We start from the raw sequence: 13,588 nt of genomic DNA, 5'->3' as shown, positions 1-13,588 counted from the left end.
GCATTCCTACCCAAGAAGAACTCACCGCCCACGTCGCCGCTTGCGTGGCCGAACGCAATGCGGCCCGGGCCACGGTCAAATGGCAATTCACGCTGGAAAAAGCCCGTGTCAAACTCGACCGCCACTACCAGAAAATTAGGGTAACTAACCTGCCTGACTAAGCACTAGTAATGCCTGCGGCTCAAATACTACCGCACAATCAATTTATGTAGCAGGATGCAGTAACATATACCGTAGCGGTCTGGCTTATCCCAACCCAGCAGACGAAAAAATAACAGTACCTACCGATGCAGAAAAAATAGAAGTAATCAACCAGTATGGTAAAGTAATTCTAAATCATCCTAAGAGCGTTGACCAGTTAAACCTTACTAACCTTCCTGATGGTTTGTATATGCTACGCATTACGCGAGATGGCAAAACAGAAACTCAGCGTTTACAAATCAAGCATTAATGGGCATTCCTTTGTCCATTAATGCTTGATTTGTAAACAGTTAGGTCGTTTATTTTTACGGTTCGTATGGGTTTGTATGCACGCTTACTCACTTGATTTACGTACCCGCGTGGCGGCAGCCTGTCGCGAGCCCAAGGCCCGCAAAACCCAGGTGGCCAAACGCTTCGGCGTGAGCCGCTCGTTCGTGGGCGAGCTGTTACGGCGGGAACGCGAAACCGGCTCGCTGGCACCCAAACCGGCCAGTGGCGGCCCCGCTCGCCTGCTCTCGGTAGACGACCAGGCCTGGCTCGTGGCCTACGTGGGGGAACACGCCGACGCCACGCTGGCCGAGTTGAACGCCACCTGGCAGCAACACACGGGCCGCACTGTCCGCCAGACCTGTATTTGGGACGTACTCAACGAGCACGACCTACGCCGAAAAAAAAAGCCTGCACGCCACGGAACGTGATACGCCCCGCGTGCGCACGGCCCGCGCCGCGCATGTAGCCCGGGTCTGTACCCGCCCTGATGTGGCCCGCTTCCACTTTCTCGACGAGACGGCCCTCCGTCTGGATTATACCCGCCGTTATGCCCGGGCCAAAGGTGGGCAGCGGGTAGGCGGGGCCATCCCCCTGAACCGGGGCAAGTCGCTAACGCTGATCGGGGCCTTGTCGGTCAGGGGCTTAGAGGCCGTGCAGGTGCTCGATGGGGCCTCAATCAGCACCGCTTTGCCTGGTATGTGACCCAATGCCTGGCCCCGACGCTGCAACGAGGCGATGTGCTGGTACTCGATAACGCGTCGGCCCATAAGCTCGATGGGGTGAAACAGTGGTTGGCCGAGCGGGGCGTGGAACTGCTGTTTCTGCCGCCTTACTCGCCCGACTTTAATCCCGTGGAGCAGGCCTGGAGCAAGCTCAAGACGAAGCTGCGGGCGGCCCAGGCGCGTACCCGCGAGGCCTTGCTGCAGGCCCTGCAAGCCGCCATCGACTGGATTACCAGCGCCGATGCGCTCGGCTGGTTTGACCACTGTGGCTACCACGCCACCGCTGGTTGAAAAATGAGCGAATCGTTCACGAAACCGCTATATGCAGGTAGATAAATGCCTGAGCGTGGCGAAGGGCGACACCATCGACGTGGTGGCGTACGGCATGTATCAGCAGGCGGCGCGGGCGAACTGGAGTTTCTCGCTGGCCACTCGTTACCGTTATTCTGAATCCGTGAAAGGCTTTGTCAGGAATTCAGGATAACCGTTTTTACATGCGTGGGCAATTTGCCGTTCTCAAAACCTGCGGCCGGTTTCGGGAGTTATACCACCTAGCCGCCCGACTAACGGGCCGGCGTTTTTCAATCGAATCACCCCCGCATATGTCAACGACCAAAAACTGGTTTATTACCGGCGTCAGCTCCGGATTCGGGGCTTCCCTGGCTGATTTGCTGCTCGAAAAAGGCGATAAAGTGGCTGCTACTTTCCGCAAAGCGGAGCAGGCTGAAGCGTTTACCAAAAAGGCCGAAGGCCAGGGCTACGGCTTCGTGATGGAAGTAACCGATGAAGCGCAGGTGAAGCAGGCCATTGCCGACGCCATCAGCCAGCTCGGCCACCTCGACGTTATCGTGAATAACGCGGGCTACGGCTCATTGGGCAGCATTGAGGAAATTGATGCGGAGGAAGTGCACCGTCAGTTCGATGTGAACGTGTTCGGGCCGCTGCACGTACTGCGGGCCGTGCTGCCCCATTTGCGCGAGCGGAAAAGCGGCCACGTGCTCAACATCACCAGCATCGGGGGCCTGAAAACCTTCCCCGGCGTGGGCGTGTACAACGCCAGCAAGTTCGCCCTGGAAGCCATCGGCGAGAGCCTGGCCCAGCAGGTGAAGCCGCTCGGCATCAAAGTCACCAACATTGAGCCCAGCGGCTTCCGCACCGAGTGGGCCGGCAGCTCGGCCACCTACGTGGATACGGCCATTGAGGACTACCGCGGCACCGTCGGCGAGAATCTGAAAGGCATCCAGAGCTACAGCGGCAACCAGCCCGGCGACCCTGACCGCGCCGCCCGCATCATGTACGACCTGGTGCACCAGGAAGGCGACGCGCCCCTGCACCTGCCCCTGGGCAAAGCCGCCGTGAAAGGCGCCCGCGAGAAGTTCACCAGCCTGGTAGAGGAACTGGCCGCCGTAGCCGATACCGGCGACTCGGCTGATTTTCCATCGTAGTTTTTAGAGCTTAGAGCGTAAGTTCTGAACTAAAGAACGTCATTCCGAGCGGAGCCGAGGAATCTCGCGTGCTGATGTTGAAACGACCCTCAACATCAGCACGCGAGATTCCTCGGCTCCGCTCGGAATGACGTTCTGCTTTTACTGACAACTGACAACTGACAACGACACCCTGATAACTGCTAATCGACCAGCTTACGGCGGAAATCGGGGTTAAAACAGAGGCTAAACTGTACGTTTTCGTTCATCTCGAAGCGGCGGCTCTCCCGGGGAGGTTGCACCAGCTGATTGAGGTAGCCGATTTCGATGGCTGCGGCTTTGGTAATCTGGTAGCCCAAAGCGGCGTAGGCGCGGTTCTGCTTGATGAGGCCGGCCGATTCGCGGCGGCCGAACCCGAGAAAAACCTCATCCGAAACCGTCACGAAGGGCACGCCGGGCGTGAGCTCCTTGCCGATGAGGGGCATCGTCAGCCGGAGCTGGTAGCGCATGCGGTTGAGAAATGCGTGGGGCTGAGCGGGTTGGAGCTGCACCCAGCGCTGCTCCAGGCGGTAGCGGTGCTGCACCTGCACCCGGCTGCCGGTATCCCGGAATTGCAGCTGCTGATACAGGCGGTGCTCCGGGCCGGTGGGCACGGGGTAGCCCGCATCCGGAAAGGCCCGGGAGTAGGCGTAGCCGCCGGTCAGCAGCAGGTTATCGGTGGCGTAGTAGTTGGCCCCGGCCCGGAGCACGTTCTGGAGGCCCAGCTCCGAAGTGTGAGTGCGTAGTACCTGGGCTTCGGCGTGCAGGCCCCAGCGCGGGCCGAAGCGCACGTCGCTCAGAAACATGAGCCAGGTATTGGTCTGGCTGGTGGGGGAGGCGGAGGAAGGAGCCAGTAGCTGCTGGGCCGTGCCCGGATGCAGCAACAGCAACAACAGGCTCGGCAGCAGCTTCAGCCCCTTGCAGAAAGAGGGAGAAGTTCGCATAAACCAATATTACCTAATTGTTATCAGGATTACCTACTGGTTAATGTTATGTTTTAAGTGGTTGTCGGTGAATAGATAAGATTAGCCGTTGAATGCGTTCAGGCAACGCAAAACGGCTGGTTAAAATGAGCCCGACCAGGCAGCGTTATAAACCGTTCTGCTTCTTGGTGCCCCGGATGGCCTGGGCTTCCAGCGGGTTTTCGGGCCAGTAGTGCTTGGGGTAGCGGCCCCGCAGGTCCTTGCGCACCTCGAAGTAAGAGCTGGTCCAGAAGCTGCGTAAATCGCGCGTTACCTGGGCGGGGCGGTAGCCGGGGGAGAGCAGGTGGAGCGTGAGCGGGACCCGCCCGCCGGCCACGGTGGGCGTATCGAGCAGGCCAAATACTTCCTGCAACCGCACGGCCAGCACTGGGGTGGCGGGCGCACCGTAATCCAGCCGGATGCGGGAGCCGGTGGGCACTTCGAGGTGAGTGGGGGCGAGGCGGTCGAGCTCCTGGCGCTGGCCCCAGCCGCCCGGCAGCCGCCCCAGCAGGGCCTCCGTGAAATCCACCCGGCCCAGGGCAGCCAGGGACTTCACGTCCGTCAGGTAGGGGCCGAGCCAATCATCCAACTCCGCTAGCAAAGTCTCATCCGATACGTCGGGCCAGTTGTCGGGGAAGTGGTGGTGGGCGAAGGCCAGCCGCTCCCGCAGGTGGGTAGCAGCCTCCGGCCAGGGCAGGCCCCCGATGCCGCCGGCCCGCACTGCGCCCAGCAGGGCCGCAGCTACCAGGGCCGGGTCGGGATTCGGTAGGTTGGCATCGGAGAGGACCAGGGCTCCGAGGCGACGCAGGCGGCGGGCCGTTACGCGGCCGGCGGCTTCGTGCCAGCGCACTTCGTCGCGGGTTTCGATCTGGGCCGCGAAGTATTCTTCCAGCTCGGCCCGGCTCAGGGGCGCGGCCAGGCTGGCCCGGGGCTGGGCGGTGAACCCATCGAGGGCGGCCACGGCGAAAAACTGGTCCTGCTGCCCGAAAAACTCGGCCGCCAGCGTAGCCCGCTGCCCGCTGAGCAGGCGCACCCGTTCGGGCGTTTCGCGCTGGGCCAGGCGGTCGGGGTAGGCCAGAGCGGCCAGCAGGCCAGCCACATCGGGCTCGATAGCGCCCTTGGCCCCGGCGCGCTGGCGCAGCACGGTGGCTGCCTCGCGCACCCGGCGCAGTCCGGCCTGGTCGGGCACGAGGCCGGGCAGGGGCGCGCGGCCGGTGTGCAGGGCTTCGAGGCGCAGGCGCAAATCGGGCGGGCCAAAGGAGCCGTCGGCGGGGCGCAGAATGTCGCGCTCGGTGAGCAAAGCGGCCAGGGCGCAGGCCGTGGCCCCGTGCCCGATTTGCTGGCCCCGGGCCACGAGGTGGGCCAGGCGCGGGGCCAGCCCCAGCCGGGCCAGGGCGCGGCCGTGGGCGGTAGGCGGACCGGCGGGCAGCAGGGCCTCCAGGCGTACGAGCAGCTCCCGGGCCTGGGACAGGGCCGGGGCGGGCGGCACATCGAGCCAGCGCAATGCCGTGGCGTCGTGGGCACCCCACAGGGCCAGCTCCAGGGCCAGCGGGCTCAGGTCGGCGGTCAGGATTTCGGGGGGCAAGTGGGCGGGCAGGTCCCGGAATTCGGCTTCGGTCCAGAGGCGGTAGCAGGTGCCGGGGCCGAGGCGGCCGGCCCGGCCCCGGCGCTGGTCGGCGGCGGCCTGGCTGGCGGGCTCGGTGCCGAGGGTGGTGAGGCCGGTGCGGGGCTCGAAGCGCGGAATCCGGGCGTAGCCCCCATCCACCACGATGCTCACGCCTTCAATGGTGAGGCTGGTTTCGGCAATACTGGTGGCCAGCACCACCTTGCGCCGGCCGGCTGGGGCGGGGCGCAAGGCGGCGTCCTGTTGCTCGGCGGGCAATTCACCGTGGAGGGTATGAATGTCGATATAATCGGGCAAAGAGGCCAGCTTGTCGGCCACCCGGCGCTGGTCGGCCAGCCCGGGCAGGAACACCAGCACGTCGCCGGTGGGGTGGGTTTGCAAGGCCTCGCGCACGAGCACCGGCACGAGGTCCTGGAGCTTTTCGTGGGGGCGGCGGGAGGCGCTGGCGGCCCGCTGGGGGCTCAGGTAGTGGGTTTCGACGGGGAACATGCGGCCCAGGCTGCTCACCACGGGCGCGCCCAGCCACTGGCCCAAACGCGCGGCATCCAGGGTGGCCGACATAATGAGCAGGCGCAAATCGGGCCGCAGTACCTGCTGGGCATCCAGGGCCAGGGCCAGGCCGAGGTCGGCTTGCAGACTGCGCTCGTGGAACTCGTCGAAGAGTACTGCCGCCACGCCCTCCAGGCCCGGGTCGTCCTGGAGCTGGCGGGTGAGGATGATTTCGGTCACGACTTCGATGCGCGTTTTCGCCGACACCTTGCTTTCCAGCCGCATGCGGTAGCCGACGGTCTGGCCCACCGGCTCGCCCAGCAGCTGGGCCATGCGGGTGGCCGCCGCCCGGGCCGCCAGCCGCCGGGGTTCCAGCACGATAATTTTCTGGCCCGCGCACCAGCCGGCCTCCAGCAGCGCCAGCGGCACGAGCGTGGTTTTGCCGGCCCCGGGCGGCGCTTGCAGCACTGCTATAGCGTGGGTTTCCAGGGTGCGAAGCAGCTCCGGTAGGGCGTCGGTGATAGGCAGGTTGGGCAGGTGCATTCGTGCGGGTATTGTTGTCTGAAGTACCGCGAAAGCCCGTTTCGCGCCGAGCACAGCAGGTTCTCGCGCGTTGGCTCTCGCAGCGCGGCCCCGGATAGTCCCTTTGCTCGGCGCGAAACGGATTTTCGCGGTATGGTTCGTTACTAGTACAGCGCCACCGAGGCATCCACGCGGCGGCTCCAGGCATCAATACCGCCGCGCAGGTTGAGCAGATTGGTGTATTCGTGGCGGTGCTGCAAGAAGGCCAGGGCCTGCATGGAGCGCACGCCGTGGTGGCAAATGAGCACCACGGGCCGGTCGTCGGGTACCTCGTCGGCGCGGCGGGCCAGGTCGCCGAGCGGAATCAGCTGGCTGCCTTCGATGCGGCAGTAGGCATATTCTTCGGGCTGGCGTACGTCGAGGAGCAGGAGGTCCTCGCCGCTTTGCAGGCGGGCGTGCAGGGCTTCGGGCGTGAGTTCGGGCAGCATAGGACGCGGGAAAAAATCGGAGGAAAATCCGAAGATGCCGCAAAAATACCCTAATGCTGGTTAGCTTTGACCAATGGCCCGTCGGGTTGGTCGGGCTGGCAGGCGGCCCCGAGTTCAAGTGGTAGTCCGGCTTGCCGATGGCGGCCCGCTGCCTGTTCTTTAGCTGTTTTTGCGTGTCGGAGTCGATATATGCTTTCTGGACCGAAGCGGCCGGCGGCAGCCCATTGGAGTGGGTGGCCGTGCTCACGGGCTTTGTTTGCGTGTGGCTGGCGGCCCGGGAGTCGCTCTGGAATTTTCCGGTGGCCATTGTCAGCTGCGGCCTCTACGTGCTGGTGTACTACCGGGCGGGCCTCTATTCCGATGCCTTCCTGCAAACGATGTTCATTGCCCTGAGCCTGTATGGCTGGCAGCAGTGGCTCTACGGCGGCCGCAACCGCACGCAGCTGCCCGTGTCACGCACCACGGCGCGGGAATGGGCGGGCTGTGCAATATTCACCGTGGCCTACACGCTGGGCGTGGGCTACTGCCTGCAACGCTACACCGATGCCGCTTTGCCCCACTGGGATGCCTTTACTACCGCCGGTAGCCTGGCCGCCCAGTACCTGCTCATGCGCAAGCGCCTCGAAAACTGGCTGCTCTGGGTGGTGGTCGATGTGATTTACGTGCCCATTCTCTGGTACAAGCACCTGTACCCCACCAGCGCCCTGTATGCCCTCTACCTGGGGCTGGCCGTGTACGGCTACCTGGAGTGGCGGCGGGGGCTGCGCAAAGCCGCCGCACCCGCCGCTGCGGTTCTCACGCCCACTTCCTGACGCGTTGCCCGTGCCCGATTCCGCCCCGCTCTTCCACCCGCCTGTTCCCGTTTGCTGATGTTGCGCGTTGCCCTTACCGGCCCCGAATCGACGGGCAAAACTACCCTGAGCCGGTTGCTGGCCGAACACTACTGCACCAGCTGGGTGCCCGAATACGCCCGCCAGTACCTGGAAACCCAGGGGCCGAACTATACCGTGCACGACCTGGAGAAAATTACCCGGGGCCAGTTGCAGGCCGAGGAGGATGCGTTCCGGCAGGCCCAGCGCCTGGGCCTGCCGGTGGTGTTCTGCGACACGGATCTGCTGGTGATAAAAATCTGGTCGGAGCACGCGTTTGGCTACTGCCCCGACTGGATTCTGCGCCGCCTGGAGCAGCAGCAGTACGACCTGATTCTGCTGCTCAGCGTGGACCTGCCCTGGAGCCCCGACCCGCTGCGGGAGCATCCCAACCACCGCCAGTATTTCTTCGACCTCTACCGGCGCGAACTCCGCGGGCAGTTGTCGAACTTTACCGAAATACGCGGCGTACCCGCCGAGCGGCTGGAGCAGGCTGTTTTTCACGTGGATATGCTGCTGGGCCGCGAACCGGAGTTGTCGCCCGTGGTTTTGCCGGCCTAACTTTCTGCCCGGGCTGTCGTTTCTTGCCAACCTACCCCGCCTTTCACTGGCTGCATGATGTATATCCTCGAAAATGAGCAGTGCCGCGTAGCCGTCAACCGGCTGGGAGCCGAGCTGAGCAGCTTCGTGCGTACCGATCTGGCCGATGGAACGCTGGAATACATCTGGCCCGCCGACCCGGCCTACTGGGGCCGGCACGCGCCGGTGCTGTTTCCCATTGTGGGCCGCCTGCCCGATAACCGCTACCACCACCAGGGCCGGCCGTACCGCTTAGGCCAGCACGGCTTTGCCCGCGACCGGGAGTTTTCCCTCGTCCGGCAGAGCGCATCGGCGCTCACCTTGGAGCTGCGGGCTGACGACGCCAGCCGGGCCGTGTACCCCTTCGAGTTTGCCCTGCGCATCAGCTACCGCCTGGCGGGTACCACGCTCACCATTGGCTGGGAGGTGGAAAACCCCGGCGCGGCCGAGCTGCTGTTCAGCATCGGGGCGCACCCGGCTTTCCGCTGCCCTCTACTACCCGATGAGTCGTTTGAGGACTACGATTTCGTTTTCGACCACCCCGTAACGCTGGAGCGCCACCTGCTGGCAGGCGGCCTGCTCAGTGGCCAGACTGCGCCGCTGCTGCACGAGCAAGCGGTGCTGCCCCTGCGCTACGAGTTATTCACCAACGACGCGCTGGTGTTCACGCACTTCGATTTCACCCACCTCACCCTGCGCAGCCGCCGCTCGGGCCACAGCGKGCGGCKGCGCTTCGACGGTTTTCCGTACCTGGGCCTCTGGACGCCCCGGCCGGGCGCGCCCTTCGTGTGCATTGAGCCCTGGCAGGGAATTGCCAGCGCCACCACCGGCTCGCCGGAGCTGGCCGCCAAGCAGGGCATTCTGCACCTGGCGGCCGGCCAGCAGTTTCTTACTTCCTACAGCATCACCGTTGCCTAACGCTTACCCATGACCTCTGAACTTACCATCCGTCCCATCCAGGCGGCCGATACCTACGCATTGCGCCATCAGGTGCTCTGGCCCCAGGAATCGATGACCTACATCAAGCTCAACAACGACGAAACCGGCTTCCACTTCGGGGCCTACCGCAACGCCAAGCTGGTGTCCGTTATTTCGCTGTTCATTGATGGCAACGTGGCCCGGTTTCGCAAGTTTGCCACCCGCCCCGACTGCCAGGGGCAGGGCATCGGCTCTCAGCTGCTGCGCCACATTATCACGGAAGCCCGCACCCAGGGAGCCCGCCGCCTCTGGTGCGATGCCCGGGCCGTGAACGAGAATTTCTACCGCGCCTTCAAGCTGGAGCCCGAGGGCAACCGTTTCTACCGCGGCACCATCCCCTACGTTCGCATGGCCCGGGACTTGTAGGAGTAGAGCGTAGTTATCGGAACGTCATCCTGAGCCGGTCGCGCATCGAGCGAGGACGAAGGCTCCTCCCACGTCGGCACGGAATCGTTGGTACGATGCCATTTCAGCGTGAAAGGAGCCTTCGTTCTCGCTTGATGCGCGACCGGCTCAGGATGACGTTCTTATGCCCTACTCCTTGATAACGGGGCGGTAGTTGTAGTCGGGCTCCCAGTCGTTGATGGGGCGGGAGATGCCGGGGGGCAGGTCGAAATCGGGCAGGCCGTCGTCGAGGGGTTCGCCGCCTTCGTCGTCGTTGTCGGGGGTGGGCGGCTGGCGGAAGCGGCGGCGGGGCAGCACCAGCAGCAAGCCAGCGAACAGAACGGCCACAAACAAGTACAGAAGGCTGGTAATAGTCATGACGGAGGGAGCTGAACAGCGACAACGAAAGACACCGGAACCGGCCGGCTCCAGTTGTTCAAACGGCCGGCGGGGCGGGCTTGTTTGAAAGGGGCGTAATTTTTTGAGCCCGCAGGCAGGTTTTCTAATTTACTTGATTGTCAGTAGAAAACGAATTCTGAGCGGGGTTTATTTGCGTAGCGTGGCGCCCCGGTCATGCCGCGCTCCTGATGCGGATTCCGGCCGGACATATTCGGCGGCCGGCGGCATTTCTGGGGCCGGAGTATCAAAATTGCCAACCCGGGCCTACCTTTGCCCCACACTGTTTAGGGGTGCCCAAGCTACCAGGTAGCTTTTGGGCTGAGATCATACCCATTGAACCTGATCCGGGTAATGCCGGCGAAGGGAACAAACGATCCGCGAACGATTTGCCGCCGGCCCGACCCCTGGTGCCCGGCCCGTTCTACTTTTTCCGCTTACCTTTTTGAAAACTGTATTGACCACCGGTCTGCTCCTGCTGGGGCTGTCCGGCGCGGCCTGGGCGCAAGGTCCCGTGGCCGGCACCATTACCGATGCCCGCACCGGAGCACCCCTGCCCGGGGCCACCATTCTGCTCGACGGCACGCCCAGCGGCAGCACCGACGCTGCGGGTAGTTTCAGCTTAGAAGCTGTGCCGGCCGGTTCCCACGAGCTGCGCATCACGTTTGTGGGCTACGAAAGCCTGCTGCTGCCAGTACGGGGGCAGGTAGCCGGGCAGCGCCTGGCCGGGCAGCTGCGCCCCGGCGGCGTACTCACCGCCGACGCCCTCGTAACGGCCCAACGCGCCTCCGACCGAACCGCCACGGCCTTTACCAACCTGAACAAGCAGGAGCTGACCAAGCGTAATTTCGGCCAGGATCTGCCCTATCTGCTCGACCAGACGCCTTCGGTGGTGGTGAACTCCGATGCCGGGGCGGGCGTGGGCTACACCGATATCCGCATCCGGGGTACCAGCAACACGGGCATCAACATGACCATCAACGGCATCCCACTCAACGATGCCGAGTCGCACGGCTCGTTTCTGGTGAACCTGCCCGACCTGGCCTCGTCCATCAGCTCGCTCCAGATTCAGCGCGGGGTGGGCACGAGCCAGAACGGGGGGGCGGCTTTCGGAGCCAGCCTCAACATCAGCACCCTCGATAACCGCCGCGAGGCCTACGGCGAAACCAGCAACTCCTACGGCTCCTTCAACACCTGGAAAAACACCGTGCAGTTTGGCACCGGTCTACTGGGCCAGCACTTTACCGTGGACGGCCGCCTCTCGCGCATCAGCACCGACGGCTACATGAACCGGGCGGCGTCGGACCTGAAATCGTACTACCTCGCCGCCGGCTATCAAGCCAAAAACACGCTGGTCAAGTTCATCACCTTTTCGGGCCGCGAGAAGACCTACCAGGCCTGGAACGGCGTGCCCGAGCCCGCCATTACCGGCGACCAGAAGCTGCTGCAACAGTTTATTGATAATGGCGAGCTGAGCGCGGCCGATGCCGAGCGGGTGCGCCAGGAGGGCCGCCGCTACAGCTACTACACCTACGACAACCAGACCGACAACTACCAGCAGAACCACTACCAGCTTCACCTTTCGCAGGGCCTGGGCCCCGACTGGAACCTGGGCGCGGCCCTGCACCTGACCCGGGGCTTCGGCTACTACGAGAGCTTCCGGGCCAACCGCAAGCTGGCCAGCTACAACCTGCCCGACGTGGTCGTCGGCACCACCACCCTCAAGCGCACCGACCTGGTGGACCGCAAGTGGCTCGATAACTACTTCTTCGGCGGCACCTTCGCGCTCAACTACCAGCCCAAGGGCAACGATAAGCTCCAGGCCACGCTGGGCGGGGGCTGGAACCGGTTTCTCAACGACCACTACGGCGAAGTCATCTGGGCGCGGTATGCCTCCACGGGCAACATCCGCCACCGCTACTACTTCAACGACGCCACCAAAACTGACTACCACGCCTACGCCCGCGCCACGTTTCAGGTAGTGGAGCAGCTGGGCGTGTACGGCGATGTGCAGGTGCGCCACATCAACTACAACCTCGACGGGCTGGCCAGTGGGCGGGTTGATGTGGCTACTCACGTGAACTACACGTTCTTCAACCCCAAAGCCGGCGCTACTTTCGCTTTGGCCGAGGGCCAGCAGCTCTACGCCAGCTTCGCAGTGGGCCAGCGTGAACCGGTGCGCTCCGATTTTCTCGAATACTCAGCCAGCAGTCAGCGCGTTCGGGCCGAACGCCTGAACGACTTCGAGGGCGGCTACCGCCTCACGAAGCCCAACGGCACACTGCTGGGCCCGAACACGGCGTTGCGCCTGGAGGCCAACTTCTTTTATATGGATTACCGCAACCAGTTGGTGTCCATCGGGCAGCTGAACGAAGTGGGCACCCCGCTGCGCACCAACGTGGCGCGCAGCTACCGCCGCGGCCTGGAGCTGACCGGCCGGCTCTCGGCCAATGATAATATCAGCCTCAGCAGCACGCTCACGCTCAGTCAGAACCGCATCCGGGATTACCAGCAACCCACCTCCGACAGCACCTTCGTACTGCGCACCAGCACCATTTCCTACTCGCCCAGCGTAGTATCGGCGCATACTCTGGAAGGACAGCCGCTGGCCGTTGTGCCGGGGCTGCGGGCGGCGCTGCTCTACAAAACCGTCAGCCGCCAGTACCTCGACAACAGCACCAGCGCCGAGCGCCGCCTAAGCCCCTACCAGGTGCTCGATTTCCGCCTCCGCTACACTATCCGGCCCGCCTTCATCAAGGAAATCGAGCTGGGCCTGCTGGTGAATAACGTGCTCAACCGCCGCTACGCCGCCAACGGCTACACCTACGGCTACCCCGGGGCCGATGGCCAGTTCCAGAACTTCAACTGGTATTACCCCCAGGCCACCCGCAACTTTCTGGTGTCAGTAGGGGCTAAACTATAATCACAGATGGGGCAGATGTTGCAGATGAAAAATGATTCGTTCTGATAGCGGATTCGTTTTAGCTGGCCGTCCATTATATCCTATTGGAACAAGCCTGCTTATAGAACGAATCCGCTATCAGAACGAATCATTTTTCATCTGCACCATCTGCCCCATCTGTGATCAAATGATCAGGCGCACCCCGCCGAGCTCGGAAATCTGGTAGGGGAACCGGTCGCCGGGCGAGCCGATGAACATGAAGTTCTTGGGCACGTTCCACTCGGCCGAGAGCCGGTCGATGAGCTCGGGGCCGAAGTGGCCCTGCATAGCCACGAAATCGACCCGGATTTGCTCGTAGGCGCGGTCCAGTACCTCAATGTCCTTCATCAGCTCCGGCGAATAGGTTTCCCCCTCCCGCAGCAGCGTCACGATTTTGAGGCGGTTGGTGAACTCGTTCTCCACTACGTAGGCCATCACCTTGTTGAGGTTAGCCACGTTGTCGCCCTTGGTGAAGAATACAAATTCCTGCTGGTGCAGCTCGCGCATGGCCCGCTTCACCTGCAAGCGGCTGAAGCGCGAAACCCCCGGCGACTTAGAGTCTATCCGAATAGGAGTTAAAGAAGTGGTACTTTCGCGGCATGGCCACGACGCAAGAATTCACGATTTCCGATACGCTCTGGGCGCGCCTCTCGCCCCTGCTGCCCGTGCACACGCCCAAACCTCATCCGCTGGGCCGCCA

16 protein-coding genes and 1 riboswitch are annotated in these 13,588 nt (G+C 63.3%); of the genes, 11 read left to right on the top strand and 5 right to left on the bottom strand.

Annotated features, from left to right (window positions below; translation table 11 throughout):
* Nucleotides 1–202 precede the first annotated feature (202 nt).
* The 6 genes from D0T11_RS23580 (at nucleotide 203) to D0T11_RS20680 (ending at nucleotide 2,638) form a co-directional block, all read left to right on the top strand.
* Complete coding sequence (locus D0T11_RS23580; protein WP_119657717.1) at nucleotides 203–451, top strand: T9SS type A sorting domain-containing protein; 249 nt, start codon at nucleotides 203–205, stop codon at nucleotides 449–451.
* A 76-nt stretch (nucleotides 452–527) separates the two neighbouring features.
* Nucleotides 528–899 (top strand): transposase, encoded by a 372-nt coding sequence (locus D0T11_RS20695; protein ID WP_119657716.1) that lies wholly within the window; start codon nucleotides 528–530, stop codon nucleotides 897–899.
* Nucleotides 900–960: 61 nt separating this feature from the next.
* Entirely contained in the window at nucleotides 961–1,173 is a 213-nt protein-coding gene (locus D0T11_RS20690) for a transposase (protein WP_119657715.1), read from the top strand.
* Nucleotides 1,170–1,484, top strand: a complete 315-nt coding sequence (locus D0T11_RS20685) for a transposase (protein WP_119657714.1) — start codon at nucleotides 1,170–1,172, stop codon at nucleotides 1,482–1,484. The genes D0T11_RS20690 and D0T11_RS20685 overlap by 4 nt, the downstream gene beginning before the upstream one ends.
* Nucleotides 1,485–1,515: 31 nt before the next feature.
* Complete coding sequence (locus D0T11_RS22745) at nucleotides 1,516–1,677, top strand: hypothetical protein (protein ID WP_182888537.1); 162 nt, start codon at nucleotides 1,516–1,518, stop codon at nucleotides 1,675–1,677.
* Between the two features lie 118 nt (nucleotides 1,678–1,795).
* The gene (locus D0T11_RS20680; RefSeq protein WP_119657713.1) at nucleotides 1,796–2,638 is read left to right on the top strand and encodes an oxidoreductase; all 843 of its coding nucleotides are present in this window, start codon (nucleotides 1,796–1,798) and stop codon (nucleotides 2,636–2,638) included.
* Nucleotides 2,639–2,820: 182 nt separating this feature from the next.
* On the opposite strand, the gene D0T11_RS20675 is transcribed toward D0T11_RS20680, so the two are convergent.
* The 3 genes from D0T11_RS20675 to D0T11_RS20665 all read right to left on the bottom strand — a co-directional run bounded on the left by D0T11_RS20675 (nucleotide 2,821) and on the right by D0T11_RS20665 (nucleotide 6,741).
* Nucleotides 2,821–3,600: a DUF2490 domain-containing protein gene (locus tag D0T11_RS20675; RefSeq protein ID WP_119657712.1), complete on the bottom strand. Its 780-nt coding sequence runs from the start codon at nucleotides 3,598–3,600 to the stop codon at nucleotides 2,821–2,823.
* Nucleotides 3,601–3,745: 145 nt separating this feature from the next.
* Complete coding sequence (hrpB, locus tag D0T11_RS20670; RefSeq protein WP_119657711.1) at nucleotides 3,746–6,274, bottom strand: ATP-dependent helicase HrpB; 2,529 nt, start codon at nucleotides 6,272–6,274, stop codon at nucleotides 3,746–3,748.
* A gap of 143 nt (nucleotides 6,275–6,417) precedes the next feature.
* Nucleotides 6,418–6,741, bottom strand: coding sequence for a rhodanese-like domain-containing protein (locus tag D0T11_RS20665; RefSeq protein ID WP_119657710.1), 324 nt, complete (start codon nucleotides 6,739–6,741; stop codon nucleotides 6,418–6,420).
* A gap of 173 nt (nucleotides 6,742–6,914) precedes the next feature.
* On the opposite strand from D0T11_RS20665, the gene pnuC reads away from it, so the two are divergent.
* The 4 genes from pnuC to D0T11_RS20645 are packed head-to-tail and all read left to right on the top strand — an operon-like array spanning nucleotide 6,915 to nucleotide 9,533.
* Complete coding sequence (gene pnuC, locus D0T11_RS20660) at nucleotides 6,915–7,553, top strand: nicotinamide riboside transporter PnuC (protein WP_182888536.1); 639 nt, start codon at nucleotides 6,915–6,917, stop codon at nucleotides 7,551–7,553.
* Nucleotides 7,554–7,610: 57 nt separating this feature from the next.
* On the top strand, nucleotides 7,611–8,171 hold the full coding sequence (locus tag D0T11_RS20655; RefSeq protein WP_119657708.1) for an AAA family ATPase: 561 nt from the start codon (nucleotides 7,611–7,613) through the stop codon (nucleotides 8,169–8,171).
* Between the two features lie 54 nt (nucleotides 8,172–8,225).
* The gene (locus tag D0T11_RS20650) at nucleotides 8,226–9,107 is read left to right on the top strand and encodes an aldose 1-epimerase family protein (RefSeq protein ID WP_119657707.1); all 882 of its coding nucleotides are present in this window, start codon (nucleotides 8,226–8,228) and stop codon (nucleotides 9,105–9,107) included.
* 9 nt (nucleotides 9,108–9,116) lie between these two features.
* The gene (locus D0T11_RS20645; protein WP_119657706.1) at nucleotides 9,117–9,533 is read left to right on the top strand and encodes a GNAT family N-acetyltransferase; all 417 of its coding nucleotides are present in this window, start codon (nucleotides 9,117–9,119) and stop codon (nucleotides 9,531–9,533) included.
* A 168-nt stretch (nucleotides 9,534–9,701) separates the two neighbouring features.
* On the opposite strand, the gene D0T11_RS20640 is transcribed toward D0T11_RS20645, so the two are convergent.
* The gene (locus tag D0T11_RS20640; protein WP_119657705.1) at nucleotides 9,702–9,929 is read right to left on the bottom strand and encodes a hypothetical protein; all 228 of its coding nucleotides are present in this window, start codon (nucleotides 9,927–9,929) and stop codon (nucleotides 9,702–9,704) included.
* Between the two features lie 297 nt (nucleotides 9,930–10,226).
* Nucleotides 10,227–10,335, top strand: a riboswitch (TPP riboswitch).
* Nucleotides 10,336–10,392: 57 nt separating this feature from the next.
* On the opposite strand from D0T11_RS20640, the gene D0T11_RS20635 reads away from it, so the two are divergent.
* Nucleotides 10,393–12,870, top strand: coding sequence for a TonB-dependent receptor (locus D0T11_RS20635; RefSeq protein ID WP_119657704.1), 2,478 nt, complete (start codon nucleotides 10,393–10,395; stop codon nucleotides 12,868–12,870).
* Nucleotides 12,871–13,032: 162 nt separating this feature from the next.
* Here D0T11_RS20635 and D0T11_RS20630 read toward each other — a convergent pair whose 3' ends face one another.
* Nucleotides 13,033–13,395, bottom strand: a complete 363-nt coding sequence (locus D0T11_RS20630; RefSeq protein WP_182888535.1) for a hypothetical protein — start codon at nucleotides 13,393–13,395, stop codon at nucleotides 13,033–13,035.
* Between the last annotated feature and the right edge of the window lie 193 nt (nucleotides 13,396–13,588).

The sequence above is a fragment of the Hymenobacter rubripertinctus genome, from assembly GCF_003583925.1.
Lineage (GTDB): Bacteria > Bacteroidota > Bacteroidia > Cytophagales > Hymenobacteraceae > Hymenobacter > Hymenobacter rubripertinctus.
Note: the sequence above shows the minus strand (reverse complement) of the source record. Positions and strands in the feature narration are given on the sequence as shown.

Bases quoted from the DNA above. Each gene is read 5' to 3' on its own strand.
- D0T11_RS20695 (WP_119657716.1), top strand. From the start codon at position 528: ATGCACGCTTACTCACTTGATTTACGTACCCGCGTGGCGGCAGCCTGT.
- D0T11_RS22745 (WP_182888537.1), top strand. From the start codon at position 1,516: ATGCAGGTAGATAAATGCCTGAGCGTGGCGAAGGGCGACACCATCGAC.
- D0T11_RS20680 (WP_119657713.1), top strand. From the start codon at position 1,796: ATGTCAACGACCAAAAACTGGTTTATTACCGGCGTCAGCTCCGGATTC.
- D0T11_RS20675 (WP_119657712.1), bottom strand. From the start codon at position 3,600: ATGCGAACTTCTCCCTCTTTCTGCAAGGGGCTGAAGCTGCTGCCGAGC.
- hrpB (WP_119657711.1), bottom strand. From the start codon at position 6,274: ATGCACCTGCCCAACCTGCCTATCACCGACGCCCTACCGGAGCTGCTT.
- D0T11_RS20665 (WP_119657710.1), bottom strand. From the start codon at position 6,741: ATGCTGCCCGAACTCACGCCCGAAGCCCTGCACGCCCGCCTGCAAAGC.
- D0T11_RS20655 (WP_119657708.1), top strand. From the start codon at position 7,611: ATGTTGCGCGTTGCCCTTACCGGCCCCGAATCGACGGGCAAAACTACC.
- D0T11_RS20645 (WP_119657706.1), top strand. From the start codon at position 9,117: ATGACCTCTGAACTTACCATCCGTCCCATCCAGGCGGCCGATACCTAC.
- D0T11_RS20640 (WP_119657705.1), bottom strand. From the start codon at position 9,929: ATGACTATTACCAGCCTTCTGTACTTGTTTGTGGCCGTTCTGTTCGCT.
- D0T11_RS20630 (WP_182888535.1), bottom strand. From the start codon at position 13,395: ATGCGCGAGCTGCACCAGCAGGAATTTGTATTCTTCACCAAGGGCGAC.